The 15,537-nt window shown below is 55.9% G+C and carries 14 protein-coding genes and 1 pseudogene; 5 read left to right on the top strand and 10 right to left on the bottom strand.

Features of this window, described 5'->3' with window-relative positions:
• The first annotated feature begins 274 nt into the window (after nucleotides 1–274).
• Both IPJ12_11625 and IPJ12_11620 read left to right on the top strand, forming a co-directional pair.
• A complete protein-coding gene (locus tag IPJ12_11625; protein ID MBK7647788.1) occupies nucleotides 275–1,237 on the top strand; it encodes a PEP-CTERM sorting domain-containing protein in 963 nt (320 codons plus the stop codon).
• A gap of 184 nt (nucleotides 1,238–1,421) precedes the next feature.
• Nucleotides 1,422–1,967 (top strand): hypothetical protein, encoded by a 546-nt coding sequence (locus tag IPJ12_11620; protein ID MBK7647787.1) that lies wholly within the window; start codon nucleotides 1,422–1,424, stop codon nucleotides 1,965–1,967.
• Here IPJ12_11620 and IPJ12_11615 read toward each other — a convergent pair.
• The 3 genes from IPJ12_11615 to IPJ12_11605 all read right to left on the bottom strand — a co-directional run bounded on the left by IPJ12_11615 (nucleotide 1,939) and on the right by IPJ12_11605 (nucleotide 5,376).
• Nucleotides 1,939–2,922 (bottom strand): o-succinylbenzoate synthase, encoded by a 984-nt coding sequence (locus IPJ12_11615; protein ID MBK7647786.1) that lies wholly within the window; start codon nucleotides 2,920–2,922, stop codon nucleotides 1,939–1,941. The two genes, IPJ12_11620 and IPJ12_11615, sit on opposite strands and share 29 nt — an antisense overlap.
• On the bottom strand, nucleotides 2,919–3,743 hold the full coding sequence (gene menB / locus IPJ12_11610) for a 1,4-dihydroxy-2-naphthoyl-CoA synthase (protein MBK7647785.1): 825 nt from the start codon (nucleotides 3,741–3,743) through the stop codon (nucleotides 2,919–2,921). Before menB ends, IPJ12_11615 begins: the two co-directional genes overlap by 4 nt.
• Nucleotides 3,744–3,819: 76 nt before the next feature.
• Nucleotides 3,820–5,376, bottom strand: coding sequence for a response regulator (locus IPJ12_11605; GenBank protein MBK7647784.1), 1,557 nt, complete (start codon nucleotides 5,374–5,376; stop codon nucleotides 3,820–3,822).
• Nucleotides 5,377–5,462: 86 nt separating this feature from the next.
• On the opposite strand from IPJ12_11605, the pseudogene IPJ12_11600 reads away from it, so the two are divergent.
• Nucleotides 5,463–6,439 (top strand): annotated as a pseudogene (locus tag IPJ12_11600) (IS1595 family transposase).
• On the opposite strand, the gene IPJ12_11595 reads toward IPJ12_11600, so the two are convergent.
• From IPJ12_11595 to IPJ12_11580, 4 genes are all read right to left on the bottom strand, one after another.
• Nucleotides 6,426–7,841, bottom strand: coding sequence for a sensor domain-containing diguanylate cyclase (locus tag IPJ12_11595; GenBank protein ID MBK7647783.1), 1,416 nt, complete (start codon nucleotides 7,839–7,841; stop codon nucleotides 6,426–6,428). The pseudogene IPJ12_11600 and the gene IPJ12_11595 overlap by 14 nt on opposite strands.
• Before the next feature lie 204 nt (nucleotides 7,842–8,045).
• Nucleotides 8,046–8,783 (bottom strand): hypothetical protein, encoded by a 738-nt coding sequence (locus tag IPJ12_11590; GenBank protein ID MBK7647782.1) that lies wholly within the window; start codon nucleotides 8,781–8,783, stop codon nucleotides 8,046–8,048.
• Nucleotides 8,784–8,794: 11 nt separating this feature from the next.
• Entirely contained in the window at nucleotides 8,795–9,619 is an 825-nt protein-coding gene (locus IPJ12_11585; protein MBK7647781.1) for an FTR1 family protein, read from the bottom strand.
• Between the two features lie 6 nt (nucleotides 9,620–9,625).
• Nucleotides 9,626–9,964 carry a cupredoxin domain-containing protein gene (locus IPJ12_11580; protein ID MBK7647780.1) on the bottom strand — a complete coding sequence of 113 codons (339 nt, stop codon included), beginning with the start codon at nucleotides 9,962–9,964 and terminating at the stop codon, nucleotides 9,626–9,628.
• A gap of 254 nt (nucleotides 9,965–10,218) precedes the next feature.
• Between IPJ12_11580 and IPJ12_11575 the strand changes: the two genes are divergently transcribed.
• The gene (locus IPJ12_11575; protein MBK7647779.1) at nucleotides 10,219–10,566 is read left to right on the top strand and encodes a PilZ domain-containing protein; all 348 of its coding nucleotides are present in this window, start codon (nucleotides 10,219–10,221) and stop codon (nucleotides 10,564–10,566) included.
• A 22-nt stretch (nucleotides 10,567–10,588) separates the two neighbouring features.
• Here IPJ12_11575 and ilvN read toward each other — a convergent pair whose 3' ends face one another.
• Nucleotides 10,589–10,900: an acetolactate synthase small subunit gene (gene ilvN / locus IPJ12_11570; protein MBK7647778.1), complete on the bottom strand. Its 312-nt coding sequence runs from the start codon at nucleotides 10,898–10,900 to the stop codon at nucleotides 10,589–10,591.
• Nucleotide 10,901: 1 nt separating this feature from the next.
• Nucleotides 10,902–12,572, bottom strand: coding sequence for an acetolactate synthase large subunit (ilvB, locus tag IPJ12_11565; GenBank protein ID MBK7647777.1), 1,671 nt, complete (start codon nucleotides 12,570–12,572; stop codon nucleotides 10,902–10,904).
• A gap of 409 nt (nucleotides 12,573–12,981) precedes the next feature.
• Between ilvB and IPJ12_11560 the strand changes: the two genes are divergently transcribed.
• Nucleotides 12,982–14,640 carry a hypothetical protein gene (locus IPJ12_11560; GenBank protein ID MBK7647776.1) on the top strand — a complete coding sequence of 553 codons (1,659 nt, stop codon included), beginning with the start codon at nucleotides 12,982–12,984 and terminating at the stop codon, nucleotides 14,638–14,640.
• A 73-nt stretch (nucleotides 14,641–14,713) separates the two neighbouring features.
• On the opposite strand, the gene IPJ12_11555 is transcribed toward IPJ12_11560, so the two are convergent.
• Nucleotides 14,714–15,484, bottom strand: coding sequence for a hypothetical protein (locus IPJ12_11555; protein MBK7647775.1), 771 nt, complete (start codon nucleotides 15,482–15,484; stop codon nucleotides 14,714–14,716).
• Nucleotides 15,485–15,537: the final 53 nt, after the last annotated feature.

Here is a 15,537-nt window from a genome sequence, read left to right as displayed (position 1 = left end):
CTTCTATCCGGAGGCAAACTATCCTTAATTTTCATGGGATTTACGGCAATTGTCTGACCCGACCCGAATGAAGGTCGGGGTCATCTCAAGTTTTAGAGAATATGTGTCGGGAAATTTTACGATTTGGATTATGCATAATGCAAAAGTCTATATAGTTAATTGTTTTAAAACAATAAATTTGTTATGGCACGGAATTCGCTTTAAAATGGCTTGGCGGCAGACAGGTGATGCACCTGTCTGAGGTTAAACAAATCTAAAGAGGGAATATATTTAAATGAAACGACTTATTTCACTGGCTGCACCACTCATAGCCTCGGGGATTCTGGCTATGGCTTCCCCGGCGCAAGCGGCGATCGTGCTTACTCAGGCGGGGGTCGATAGCGGCTTCTCTCTTGCAACCATCGTTACCGGTCTTCAGGGTAGTATCGTTTTAGGTAGCGCGGTCAATAGCGACGGCAAAATCGTGGTTGGCGACAGCTTTGGCAATGGCAAAAATTACGTTTTGAATGACGTCAACAACCAAACGGTTGGCCAGGCTCTTAGCTCGACAAATCCGGTGTATACCTACGCAATCGTCAATTCAGGCGGAACCTTGTACGGTGGCGGTCTGGGTAGTTCGCTTAAAAAGCTCAATAATGACGGTTCAGTCGCCGTAGATTACGGCATCTCCGTTAATGCCGGGATGTGGGTGAATCCGATAAATCAGCATATCATTGCCGTCGGTGGTGGCGGGTTGATCGATATCGACGTCAGTGGCGCAGCTCCTTCGGTGCGTCAGATCAATGGCGCTTATTCAGACGGGATCACGGTCTCGCCAGACGGCCAATTTGTGTACACAAACAACGCAGCCTACCGTATCGACACGGGTGCGTTAGTCGCGAATTATTCAGTAAGCGGTGCTGATGGTATGGCTGTTATCACCAGCTCCAATGCACTCAATGGGAAAGTGATTGTTGGTACCACCAACGGCAATCTCGTGATGCTTGACCCAAATGCAAACTTCGCGCAATCCTTGATCGCTACTGGCGGTGGTTATATTGACTTTTTCGGTGTGGATCAGACCAATGGCTCATTGATGTTTGGACAACCGACACAGCTTTGGCGTATGAGTTGCGGTGATGGCTGCGGTATCGGTGTCGCGCCGCCTCCGACCGGAAATGTTCCAGAGCCAGGCACGGCGATGCTTCTAGCGATTGGTAGCCTTGCGTTGGTACGTTCGCGTCGTCGCAAGAACTAAAACTCCTGATTTTTAGCGCTAGCCCTGGCAAGTCCAGGGCTTTTTTATGGAACGGAAATTCATAAACAATTTACTATCTGCTTTGACGTTGATATATCGGATCAATTTCCGCCTTTGGCAATTGAAATCACCCCAATAGCCCATAAAATGGATTGGTTTTCCTTCGTTCAACACAGGTATCTGCGTGCAAGAGATTTCGTTCGATTGGCCACAAACGGCGAGCGCGCTGGTTCATCAGGCGAAGACCCATTGCGATTTGGCTCGATTGATCATGGATGGTGTGGCCGAAGTGGAGTCGTGGCTGATTGCCCATCAGATTTTGCCCATGCTGCGCCAGAAAGGGCTCAAGACAATCGGTTTCAGCATGGTTGCGCGAGGGCACGAAAGGCGGACGGCAGCTTGTATTCCGTTGCCGGATGGCAGTGCGTTTATCTGTAACGTGCTTGGCTCATGGATGCCGCTCGAAGCACCGGAGGCCATGCATGAAATGCAATATATCGGTTCGCGTTATGCCCCGGGAAAGCACTGGCATGCTGGTTTTGAGGCTACCCTCGGCGAGCTGGATGGCCGTTCGGAGCCGCTAAGCCCCATTGATCTTGCCAAAATCTGGCTGGAAATTACCGGTGAAAAATTGACCGGATTTGAAACGGGAATTCTTGATCACATCGAAGCCATCGGCTACGACGTGGCCGACAAGGTATTCACGACGCAGGGACGTCTGGGGCTGTAGTCGGCAAGGTGCTGGAAAAACCGGTGCCGGGGCCGTTCGGCAGTTGTATGCAGCCATGGGCGATGATTGGCGACGTTCCAGTATTGCTGGCAAACCAGTCCGCCGTGGCCAGACCATGTACCGCCTGCGGTGCTAGCGCGGCTGCCAGATGGGCGCAGGAGAGTAGGCCGCAGGCACTTTCCAGGCTGGAGGTCACGATGACTTCAAGGCGGGACGCGCGAGCGCGCAGCCCCAGCTCCATGCTGGCCAGCAGACCGCCGTGGCGGGCCGGTTTGATCACGATGCGGCGGACCGGTGGGTGGTGGAAGAAATGGGCGTCGAGCAGATGAGTCGATTCATCGATGGCGAGCGGGAATGCCACGGTCGACTGCAATTTTGCGAGTAAAACAGAATCCGCTTCGGCCAATGGTTCTTCCAGGCTTTCGATTGGTAAGTCGGCACAAGCGGCGATGAAGGCTTGCGCCTCGGCAAAATTCCAGGCGCGATTGGCGTCGAGCCGCAGTTTTAATTCGGCGGGTAGATTCTTGGCTAGTTGGTGCAAGCCGGCAATTTCTTCGGAAACCGGTGCGACGCCGACCTTGAGCTTGATGACTGAAAATCCGGCTTTGACTGTAGCGCTCAGTGCCGCACGGTCACATTTCAAAATCGGCCCAAAATTCCGGTTGACCGCAAGATTGGCCACGGGGGGCTCGCCACTGAGCCAGGCGTTCAAGGGCAGCCCGGCTAGCTGAGCAATCAGATCAAATTGAGCCGATTCTTCGGCGAAAGCCGTTGCCGCTGCTTCGCTGATGCCAAATTCGGGCAGGGGCGCGCAATCACCCCAACCGGTCAGCCCATCGGCAGTTTGCAGGCGGCACAGACGGCCCTGACGCTGGCTGAAGTCACCCTGGCTGGTTTGCCACGGACGTTTCAGCGGCAGCACATAGGGCAGCCAGTCGGCCGCAATAATCTTCACGGCCGTTTGCGGTACTTGCCGAAATTGGGCTGGCGGCGTTCGAGCCAGGCGTTGCGACCTTCCTGACCTTCTTCACTCATGTAGAAGAGGCCGGTTGCGTTGCCGGCGAGTTCCTGGATACCGGCCAGGCCGTCGGTGTCGGCGTTGAAGCCGGCCTTGATCATGCGCAGTGCCATGGGCGACAGTTGCAGCATGTCGCGGCACCATTGCACCGTTTCTTCTTCGAGTTGTTCGATTGGCACGACGGCATTGACCAAACCCCAGTCGAGCGCCGTGGCGGCGTCATACTGGCGACACAGCAGCCAGATTTCCTTGGCCCGCTTGAGTCCGATGGTGCGTGCCATCAGGCCGGCACCGAGGCCGGCGTCAAAGCTGCCGACGCGCGGCCCGGTCTGGCCGAAGCGGGCGTTCTCGGCGGCAATGGTGAGGTCACAGACAAGGTGCAGGACGTGGCCGCCGCCAATGGCAAAGCCGGCGACCATGGCGACGACCGGCTTGGGCAGCCGGCGAATCTGCATCTGCAGGTCGAGTACGTTGAGGTGCGGCGTGCCACCTTCATCGATGTAGCCCTCGGCGCCGCGTACTTTCTGGTCGCCGCCGGCACAAAAGGCTTCATTGCCGGCACCGGTCAGGATGATGGCACCGATGTTGTTGTCACGATGCGCTCGGTGGAAGGCATCGATCAGTTCATTGACTGTTTCCGGACGAAAGGCGTTGCGCCGCTCCGGTCGATTGATGGTGATTTTGGCGATGCCTTCGGCGGTGTCGTAAAGGATGTCGGCGTAGGGTTGGGCGCTTTGCCAGCAAATGCTGTTCGTCATGATTCGGCGGTCAGTTGCAATGGGCGGAAGTATAGCCGGGCGGCGTGCGGCAAATGAGGATCGCGACTTATAACGCTCAGATTGCCGCCAACGACCCGGATTTCGACAGCCATTTGAACAGGGTCTCGTACAGCTCAGCCGGCTTGACCGGCTTCCCGAGATGTTCGTTCATGCCGGCGTCGAGACAAAGCTGTCGATCCTCGCTAAAAGCGTTTGCTGTCAGCGCGATGATGGGGAGCGTCTCGTAACCGGGCAGGGCGCGAATGGCCTTGGCCGCTTGCAGTCCGTTCAATTTGGGCATGCGGAGATCGAGCAGTACCACATCGTAGCGAGTCTGCTTCGCCATCGTTACTGCCTCGACACCGTCATTGGCGATGTCCACAATCAACCCGACCACCTCCAGCAGATCGCGGGCAACCTCCTGATTGATCGGTTCATCTTCGGCAAGCAGAATCCGCCTGCCTGAGTACTTGTCATGCAGGCGTTCTTCCGCAGAAGACAGGGCCGGGCGAGCAGATGACTTTATTGGCGGGATGGCTTTGGCTATTCGCGCAGTGAACCAGAAAGTACTGCCCGCACCTTTTCCGCTATCCAGTCCGATGGTGCCACCCATCAGTACGACCAGACTCTTGCAGATCGCCAGTCCCAGCCCTGTGCCACCATATTTCCGCGAAGGTGAGGCATCTGCTTGTTCGAAGGGTCGGAACAGCCGGGACTGGTCCGCTTCGGATACGCCGATACCAGTATCTCGTATCTCGAAGCGAATCATCAGATCGTCGGATGTCTCTTCGACTGGTGCTGCTGAAATGGTGACTGAGCCGCTTGCAGTAAATTTGATGGCATTGTTGGTCAGGTTGAGAAGTACCTGGCCAAGTCGCACAGGGTCGCCCTTGAGACGGCCGATCGGCCGGGGCGGGGCATGTACGGTCAATGCCAGGCCTTTGTCTGCCGCGGTTGGGCGCGCTAGTGAGTTCAGCGTGTCGAGCACTGCCGGTAATTCGAATTCAACCTGATCCAGGTGGTAACGCTCGGCTTCTATTTTGGAAATGTCGAGAATGTCGTTGATGATACCGAGCAGATGATCCGACGCCCCTTTGACCTTGTTGAGCTGATCAATTTGTTTGCTGTCGGTGGCGCGGCGTAGCGCCAGAGTGGTCATGCCCATGATGCCGTTCATCGGCGTGCGCAACTCGTGACTCATGTTGGCCAGGAAGGTGGTTTTTGCCCGATTGGCGGATTCTGCTGCTTCCTTGGCGATGGACAGGGCGGCAGTGTGTTCTTCGACCAGGGCTGCCAGATGGTGGCGGTGACTCTCCAGTTCGGCTTCGATGTGCTTGCGTTCGGTGATGTTACGTCCCGAACCGACGGTGCCGATTACTTCGCCGTGTTCGTTGAGAAAAGGTGCCTTGCGTACGTCGAGGTAGAGTGCTTCTCCCTTGACGTTGCCGAACTCCTCAAACGATGACGGAATCCCTCTTTTGAGTGTGATAGCGTCGGTATTCTGGCAAAGCTCGCCGAAGGTATGCCACTGAGGGTTATCCGGATGCAGTTCCTGTTGTCGTTTGGCAAAAAAAAGATCTGATTTCCCGATGGGTTCATCGGTATCAACCGCCATCAGAAGCTCTTCACTCATGGCCTTGTTGGCAAAAATATAGGCTATGTAATCTTTGCATGTTGGTCTATAACAAAGTTATCTGAATCAATCGGATAGGTGTTGCGATGAAGCCCAATGATTTCCGGAAACTGTCGAGTGCGTTGAAGGAATTGACGCCGCACCAGCGGCAAGTCTTGATGGATCGGCTGCAACCGGCGGCGCAGGAGTCGGCGTCCTACCAAGTGGTTGAGACCCGGATGACCGAGAAGCCGCACTGTCCGCATTGCGCACACGAGCAGGTTTCCCGCTGGGGGTTCGCCAATGGCTTGCAACGTTATCGCTGCAACGCCTGTCGAGCGACTTTCAACGCCCTGACTGACACACCGCTAGCAGGACTTCGGCACAAAGCGAAATGGATGGACTATGCGAAACAGCTGGCTGAGGGGACGAGCATCCGCAAAAGTGCCGCTGCGGTGGGGATTCATCCCAACACGGCATTCCGCTGGCGCCACCGCTTCCTGAACTTGCCCAATGGTCAGCAGGCGATCAGCCTGGCGGGCATTGCTGAAGCCGATGAGACGTATTTCCTTGAGTCACAGAAGGGCAGAAGACAAGGTTTGAGTCGTGCTCCCCGCAAGCGGGGCGGCAAAGCCAGTAAGCGCGGCCTGTCGGAAGAACAGACCGCTGTCCTGATTTGCCGGGATCGTACCGGCAACACCGCAGACTTCATCCTGGAGAAGGCCGATAAGGCACACCTCGGGGCGGTGCTCAAGCCGCTTTTGGCGACCGATGTCATTCTGTGCACCGACGGAGAAAAGGCGCTGGCGGCTGTTGCCAAAGAAATGGGTATCACCCACCGGCCGGTCAATCTGGCTGCTGGTCAGCGTGTTGTGGCGGGGTCTATCATGTGCAGAACGTCAATGCCTACGATAGCCGACTCAAGGAATGGATACGCCGCTTCCACGGCGTCGCCACCCGCTACTTGGGTAACTATCTGGGCTGGCGACGATTGATTGAGCGACACGACCGCGATATTTCCTCTGACGATTTCCTCCGTGCCGCTTTGGGGATCGATGGAGTTCAACATGCTATGGGTACATAGCCAAAATATAACGTTGCTCAAGGTCTTTCGCCCAGATCATGTCGGGAACGTTATCGCACATCAGCCGCAGCATCGAAGCCAGCTTTCGTGAATGCTCGCTTGCTTCTGCCAGTTCTGTCGTACGCAGTGCAATGCGTGCTTCCAGTTCTTTTTCGGATTGCTCCAAGGCTTCCCTGGCCAGACGTTCGGATTTCAGCGCTTCTGCCTGCGCATCTTCTTTTTCCCGACGCAGATCATGAATGCGGTCTGCCAGAGCAAAAGAGAAAAGGAGCATTTCCAGTGCAGAACCGATCAGCATCCCATAGGTGGTCAGCAGATTGGTGGGAAGCCAGTTGAAAGTTCTCAGGGCGAGGAGGACGACTCCAATCAGCAGCAGTGACCAACCCGTAAGAAAAGTACCGGCACCGGGCTGACGGTGTTTCAGGCCGATCAGGCCGCAGGCGACGGCGGTCATCGAAAATACCGATCCAATGATCGCGGTGGCAATGGCGCCTGGTCGATAAGCGTAGAACAGCGTGGCCAGTGCAAGCACAAAGCAGCCTTGAAGAACCCGGATCAGCTTGTCGAAGGCCGGCGAGTTTTGGGATGTGTTCAGGAATTGTCGGGTGAACATTGCCCCGAAATAGCCGGTCAGGCAGAAGCTGCCGGGCAGCGCTATATTTCCCCAGACTGGTGAGTCAGGCCACAAAAACTGGTTGCCGAGGCCGAACATGGATAGTTGGGCAAGAATCATCCCGAGCGCGCAGCCGACGTAGCTCAGATAAATACGGTCACGCAGCGAGAAGTAGAGCAGCAGGTTGTAAAGTCCCAGCGCCAGGAGCATGCCAAAATACAAGGACATGGTGCTGTAGGCGACTTGATCGCTGGCATTAAGCGCATCCGGGGACCAGAGCGTCATCGGCAGTGTCAGACTGCCTTCAGAGCGGATGCGAAGGTAAATGGTCTGATCAATACCGGGCGTCAGATCAACGGGAAATACCAGATTGTGGTGAGCAAAGGGCCTGGCCGCAAAGGGTTGGCGATCGCCAGCGGCCTGCTGAATGACTTCGTCACCCTGACGGGTAAAATATTTGACTTCGTCCAGTGACGGATAGGCGATGGCAAGAAGCCAGCTGCGGCGTGTGTTCGCTTCTGGACTCAGTTTCAGGCGTAACCAGTAGGTGGATGCCGTATAGCCAAAATTCAGATCAGTACTGCCAGCGATAGTCTGAAAATTGCCGGCGATCTCCGGACGTTCCATATCTTCGAATTTCAGCTGGCCGTTAACATCTTCAAGAACCTCCAGATGAGGTCTTAAGGCAACCGTGCTTGTATCTGCGGTTAGACGTAGCTCAGTCTGCGCATGGGCAAGGCTCAGTAACGTTGCCAGCAGAAAGGCGAGCAGCACGCGAGCGAAATGCATGAAGTATCCGGAATATTATATTTTTTCGCATGATACTACGCTAAAAGTGATAGTTGTCTGTGCAGGTGATTCTTGTGCTGTTGTTCTGACAGTTGTTGTCGGAACAATGATGTGCGCTGCAGCCACTGCTGCGGCCATATTCTGGCAATGATAGTTGTCTCGCCGTACCGTAACGGCGAGACAACGAGCGCTTGGGTAGGTCGGTCAGAACTCGTATTCAACCTGCACGCGGACGGTATGCTCCGGCGCTGCGCTCGAAGCAGCAAACAACCATGCTGCGTTGTATTTGATGAACTGGTGATCACTGACCGGAAGCTTTCCGAAGACAGCCGGACCCAGTTTGTGGATACGTTCGCTTTCTGGCGCCCAACGATTCCATTCGCCCATTTCACCGAACCCCTGTAGTCCAAACTCAAACTTGGGCAGCCAGCGGTATTTTGCCTGCCACTGGTATTGAAGTTCTGTTTTTCCCGGTGTTTCTGCCTTGAAACTGCGCTGGAACAGCAGGTTGGCATTAAGCTGGATTTTGCCAAACTCGGTTTGAAACAACGGGCCCCATTTCACTTCCCAGCCTTCGGCATGATCTTTTGGGCGTTCGATTTCAAGAAGAAATCCGACGTCTACCGGGTATTTGCCCGTCTCGGTCAGCTGAAACTTGTTCTCCCATTCGATCGCATCGTAATGAGTGCCTTCGCCATTGGCGCTCTTGTATTTCAGGTATATCTCGGTAAACCACCATTCAGTGGCACCGTAACCGAAGCCGATGCTGGCGGCAGATTCGTGCGGGTCACTGCCATTTCGCGCAGTACCGTACTTGAAGTCGATTTCCTTTTCACCATATTCGACGGTCGGTGTGTAGATGTAGTCCGATGGTCCGGCGTGGGCAAAGATCGGGCTCAACAAAGCCCCTGCAACCAGAATTGTTGCATAAGCGGGTTTCATGGAAATTTCCTTTAAGCGGCAGAGAGGGTCGGTGTGCGCGGACGAACCAGATACATTCCGGTCAATATCAACATCATTGTGGTCATGTAGAAAACCACCTGAATTCCGGAGGGCATGGCTTCATAGCCAATCAAGGTGTGCAGGAAACGCCCGAAAATTGAGGCGTTGTCCAGCAACCATGAGGTGTTCCAAACAGGATTGCCCAGCGTGGGCAGCAGGTCAGCCTGGACCAGAAAGCGCGCAACCTGGCTGGACATGGCACAGGCCAGAAGCAGGATAAGTCCGCTGGTTGAAGCAAAGAAGAGGCGGGGCGGAATGTTGAGGAAGCCGGCATAGAGACCGAAGCCAGCCGTCATGCCAAGAGCCAGACCGATCAGGCCACCACCAATGATGCTGGTCATACTTTCGCTGCCGCCAGCCAGCATGCCATAGAGGAACAGCGCGGTTTCCGAGCCTTCTCGCAGAATTGCCAGCGTAACCACCAGGGCCAGGGCCGACATTTCCCGGCCACCCGAGGCGACATCCGCCCCTAATTTCTTGGCATCGCGAGCCAATTGCGCACCGTGTCGAGCCATCCAGATGTTGTGCCAGGCGAGCATCATCGCTGCCACGGCAAGAACGCCAGCATTAAACAGTTCCTGACCCATACCTTCGGCCATGTCGGCAATTTGACCGGTCAGCGAGGCGACGATCAGCGAGCCGACAACACCGGCTGCGATACCGGCAATCAGCCAGACATTTCGCGTTGGCATGTTGCGGGTGGCGGCAGCGATGATGCCGATGATCAGTGCTGCCTCGAGCACCTCCCTGAAGACGATGATGGCGGAACCAAGCATATTCAATTACTCCGCGATGACTGTGCCGCGAGCCGTCTTTTCATTGAACTCACCGAAAAATGGGTAACGACCTGGTTTGAGGGGGCCAATGTAAATATTGACCTTGGTGCCAGGGGCGATGATCTTTTCCCGGTTCAGTTCGTGGCTTTCGAATTCTTCAGGCGTTGCGTCCTGGTTATGGACGACCAGTTTTACTTTTTGGCCGGACGGAACACGAACTTCTGCAGGTTCGAATTTATGGTCGCGAATGACCACCATTACTTCGCTATCGGCTGCGAAGACGGACATTGAACACAAAGCAAGCAAAGCAAAAAGTTTTTTCATGACAGCTCCTTTGTTGCGCATGATAATAATTCGCATTTAGATTGTCAACAATCCAGCGGGCGCTGTTCGCCTGTGATTTTGCGTAGAGTCAGGGTGATGTCTGGTGGGCTGAAAATGACAAATGCGCTGCGTTGACTGCGCTTGTAAAGGCGGGACAGGTGGACTAACCTTAGTATTGACTCTTACATACCCGTGGCATTTACCTATTTGCTACACGCCTAGATGTCGGGATTGAACAAATCGCGGCATGAATATAGTCCGATCGGAAATGCATAGTGAGAGAACGCCGTCGCTCCCCCCGAATTTGTCTTAATGGTCATGTCTATCTCAGTCTGGGTGGACATAACCTTGCGTTGCCTGCGGCTGATATTTCCGTCTCTGGTGTGGGCGTATTGATTGATGAGGCGGTTTTCGGTGCCAAGCCGAGCGGCGAGGTTGGTGTCTGCCGAATTGAGTCAGCTGATTTGGGCGGTCGGATCGAAGCCTACGTTAGCGTCATGCGGATACGGCGGCTGGGTGATCAGCGCCTGGTTGGTCTGCGCTTCGAGTCAATCAGTGATGATGAACTGGAGTTGATCCAGGAATACAATCGGAAGCACCGGGAACTCCCGGCAACTTCCTGATTGTTTGACTATTTTTGCTGCCTTACGGGCGGAAGAAGCTTTCCAGATCCTGAAAGACCGCATGTTCGGCGTTATGCCGGCGAAGGGCGATGACGTCCTCCAGCTTTTCCACCTGTTTCATCATTTGCGAAAGACGCTGGTCTTCGTTGACCAGTAGCCAGATGCGACTCTGGCGACCATCACCCACCGGCAGGCAAAGGATGCCTTCAACGTTATATGAGCGGCGTGAAAACAGCCCGACCACGTGCGACATCACGCCGGGGTGGTTGTTGACGTCAATTTCCAGCACGGCACGTGACAGAGCGTTTTGTTCATTGCGGTTGATGGCGTTCATCTCAGGCTCCAATCATGTCGCGGTTGGCGGCACCGGGTGGCACCATCGGGTAGACCTTCTCTTCGGCATCGATGCTGGCGTGGATCAGGCAGGGGCCGGGGCGGGTAATTGCTTCCTGCAGCGCGGCGCTGGAATCGGATGCAAGGTCGAGGTCGACCGCGGCTATGCCGAAGCCTTGGGCGACCTTGATGAAATCCGGCATGCCCTTGAATTTCGAGGCAAACAGGCGCTCGCCGTAAAACAAGGTCTGCTGCTGATGCACTAGCCCGAGTACGGCATTGTTCATGAGCACGATTTTGAGGTTTACGTTTTCCTCAGCAGCGGTGACCAGTTCCTGGATGTTCATCAGGATAGAGCCGTCGCCGGTAAAGCAGACCACGGTGCGCTGCGGTTCGGCCAGCGCGGCGCCGATGGCGGCCGGCACGCCAAAGCCCATGGTGCCGAGTCCACCGGAGGTCAGCCATTGGCGCGGCCGACGCAGCGGGTAGGCTTGAGCGACCCACATCTGGTGCTGGCCGACGTCGGTGGCGATGACTGCATCGTCATCGAGGCAGGCAGCGACGCTTCTGATCAGGCCGAAATGGGATCGCGGGTTGTCCGCGTCGTGCATGTCGAGCGGAAAATCGGCTTTCAGGGTATTGCTACGGTCAACCCAGATTTTTCGCGAATTTTGAAATACAGCAGGTAGCAGTTGGTTGAGCGCTTCCTGCACATCCGCGGTAATACCGATGTGGGCCGTCTTGATTTTGTCCAGTTCGGCAGGGTCGATGTCAATGTGGATAATTTTCGCTTGCGGGCAGAAGGCAGCGACTTTGCCGGTGGCGCGATCATCGAATCGGGAGCCGACGGCAATCAGCAGGTCGCATTCTTCGAGAGCGAGATTGGTATAACGCGCTGCATGCATGCCGAGCATGCCGAGCGCCAGGGGATGATCAACCGGCATGGCGCCCAGCGCCATCAGTGTCATGACGGTTGGCAAGCCGGCTTTTTCAGCAAGTTCGATGGCCGAAGCGGCGGCGCCGGAATGCACGACACCGCCACCGAGATAAAGGATGGGGCGTTCGGCAGCATTGATCAATGCTGCGGCCTGCGCGATCAGTACCTGATCTGCCTTCGGGGCAGGCCGGGTGCAACCGGGTTCGGGCAACTCGCTGATTTCGATGGCCTGGCTTTGCACATCCTTGGGGATGTCAATCAGCACCGGGCCGGGGCGGCCGGAGGCAGCGATTTCGAAGGCGTGCGGAATGACTTCCAGCAATTCCTCGACCGATGACACCAGAAAATTATGTTTGGTGATGGGAATGCTCAGGCCGTAGGTGTCGACTTCCTGAAAAGCGTCGGTGCCGATCATCGCCTTGGGCACTTGGCCGGTGATGGCGACCAGCGGAATCGAGTCGAGCTTGGCGTCGGCGATGGCGGTCAGCAGATTGGTTGCACCGGGGCCGGAGGAGGCCATGCACACCGCCACTTCGCCGGTGGCGCGGGCCATGCCCTGGGCGATGAAGCCGGCGCCCTGTTCATGGCGGGCGAGGACGTGGCGGATCGTCGTGGATTGCCCGAGCGCATCGTAAATCGGCAGGATGGCGCCGCCCGGGTAGCCGGTAACGATGCGGATGCCCTGACGCTCAAGGAGTCGAACGGTGATCTGGGCGCCGGTGAGTGTTTCTGTCATGGAGATTTCCTTTGGGTGGGTGGCTTAACCGGCGGGTTCCAAAACAAAACCCCGCCGGTTTTCGCCGGCGGGGTTTGGGGTTCTGTGCTGCTTCTGCTTACCCGATCCGCGACGGCGCGTGCTTGACGACGCCTACTACGACTACGCGTACGACGACCGGTTCAACTGCAAGTGCAGAGAATTGGCGGGAGGTACGGTTTGCGTTCATGCGGGATTCGGTGGGGGAAATTCAGAAGAAGCGTAACTATCGTTCACTTCGTGCTGAAAATCAAGGGCTTGAGGTGCTGTGGAATTCGATCGAAAATTTGCGAGTATCCGGCAGGCAATCCGGCGCTAATTGTTGGATACTTCGTCGATATTGAGGATGAATCAGGAATGCCGATAAACATGAACAGGCGGGGAAGATTGCATGACTGAGTCTCTTGGCGATACCGACGCGGGCAGGGTTCGCTTGTTCCACGCCAGTCTGGTTTGGCCGCTGCAACTTGAGCCATTGACGGTGAGTGGCACCGAAGGAAGGCACTGGGAAGTTTTTGAGTCGTGCAAGGAGCCTCATCCCTGGCACCGTATTGATGACGAATTCATGGAGGACTCGAGTCAGTTCGAGGAGCGGCATTATCGGGAATTTGTCTCGTTTCTGCCTTATGTGCAGCGCTTTTTGTATGGGGAAGGCCGTTCGCGAAATTCGCGGCCGGGTGACCCGCCGGGCAATTCGCCGATGCACGTCTTTCGGCGCAAGGATATTGCCAGCTTGCGATTGGTCCTGCGCAAGGGACAGGCACCGATTACCTTGAAGCTGGTTCATCTTGACCTGTATTTTTTCCACGACCTGGATGTCGTGCTGCTCAATCTCGAAGTACGTGCCGATGAATTGCCGCTAGCTACGGCGCGCGACCTGCTATTCCGCTTTGGTCGTGCCTATCCCTCGGGTTGGGAGGAGGGTGGCGAGGGGCTCCACAACGTCTATCTGGCCGAGTGGATCGGCGTTGATGGTCAGGTGATTGCGCGTTCCGATGCCGAAAAGCGGGAGAAATACCTGAGTTATGTCTGCCAGCATCGCAGCCCCTGCATTTCCGAGCATTGGGCCAGTCTGTTGCGGCCGATGGTGCTGGCGCATTCCGATGAGGTCGGGAGCTTGCGCTACCGCCTGATCGAATATCAGCGCATGCCGGTGATGGCTTATCTCGCTATCGACGAGCCGCGCAAACTGACCCGCGAGGATTGGGTGCGCATTGGTTTTGCGACCACCTTGCACCCAAATGAGACACTGCCGATTAACGAACCGGGGGTCATCGAGTTTGAAAATCGGTTCTGCCAGGACCGGTTCTGGACCAACAGCGAGGCCGGCCCGAATACGCGTTTCATGTGTACCGGCAATGCGTTTACCGTCGTTGGCGATGCGGCGTTCCCGTTTTTCGTGGATGGTGAACGTGGGGTTCTGGCTCAGTTCCGGCACCAGTATTTCATCGTTTTTCTGATTGCCCACCTGCATCGGGCGTCGCTGCTGGCGTTTTCGGAAGTCCTCGTCGACGCCGTCAATGATCTCGATATTCGTGACGATGTTTCGGTTCGTCGCTTCAAGCGTCGTATCCGGGCCAACTTTGAAACCTTTCTGCGCTTTACGCACCGCTACTGGTTCCATGAGCTTTCCGAACGGCCGCACGTGCAGACCATGTACCGTCTGTGCTCGAATCATTTGCACAACGACGCCATGTACGATGACGTGCGCGATGAAATCCGCGAGATGAGTCATTACCTGGACAGCGATTCGCAGCGTCGGCAGTCCAATACGGTGGTCCGGCTGACTGTGATTACCATTCTTGGTTTGATCGCCACGGTGACGACTGGTTATTTCGGCATGAACATCATTTCGTTTGGCGAGGGTTCAGTGCTGGAGCGGGGGCTGCATGGGCTGGTCGCCACCACGGTATTTATCGTGCTGGTCCTCTTTGCGGTTGCCAAATCGAAACGCCTGTCTGATTTCCTGGAGGCCTTGTCGGATGAAAAACTGACGCTGGTCGGCAAGTTCCGTGCGCTGTGGGGCGTGGTGGGCAAGACGGAACGCTAAAAAGCGGCGAATCGGAAATTTCGATTTTGGCTATTTTTTCCGGTTGACCGTAGCAATGACTTTGATCCCGCAGTTAGGGGCGCAGCAGTCCGATTTCTCGTGCCGTCGCCGGGCCAATCAGCGTGTCAGCAAGGCTGGCGGGCATTTCGGCCGTTTGTTCGTCAATCGGCGTGCGCCCCCCCATGATTTCCGCCATTTCCTGTGGCAAACGCGGATTGCGTTGTGGTTCAGCATAGCCATCCGGGTAGATCGGTTGCAGGGTGGCGAGGTTGTATTTGTCCGTAGCGCCGAAGGTGTGCAACATTTCGTGGGCAATCACGACGCTGTTTTGTCGACGCTGCTGGCGGCTGGCATAAACGTGGATGAGGCCGATCTGTCCTTTCGACAGACCCGTCGAGTGCGGCACCGCTCCGTTGAGTTCAGGGTCGTGAAATAGCACAAATAGCCGGATATTCGGTCTTGGTCCGCTGATCTGGTCATGCTGCGACGCCCACCAGCGCAATTTGAGGCTCCACCAGATGGCGTCCAGTGCGCTTGCAGGGCGAGGAGGGAGGGGCGGCATGTCGGCCTGCGGCGGCGCGACGTTGAGAATGATCGGTTGCAGTACCGAGTTGCCGGCATTTTTCGTCTGTAACTGCATCCATTCGGCGATCTCGGCAAAACTGTCGTTGTTCAAGCTGCGAATGTAGTTGGCAGTGGCTGGCGAGTTATCGCCCGCGATTGGATAAATCGCGACATGGATGCTGTGTTCCCAAGCGGTCAGCCGCGAATTGCTGCGCCAGTCAGCAAGGCCAACGGTGGCCAGAATAATCAGCAGAATGAGGATGCGGAATTTGCGGAACATGGTGTCGGCGGGGGGAGTCTAGCGCGCTAACTCAAGCGACCCGGCACCGCGGA

It is taken from the genome of Betaproteobacteria bacterium (assembly GCA_016709965.1).
Classification (GTDB): domain Bacteria; phylum Pseudomonadota; class Gammaproteobacteria; order Burkholderiales; family Rhodocyclaceae; genus Azonexus; species Azonexus amarohabitans.
The sequence above is the reverse complement of the archived record's forward strand: the minus strand, read 5'-3'. Positions and strand labels throughout refer to the sequence as shown.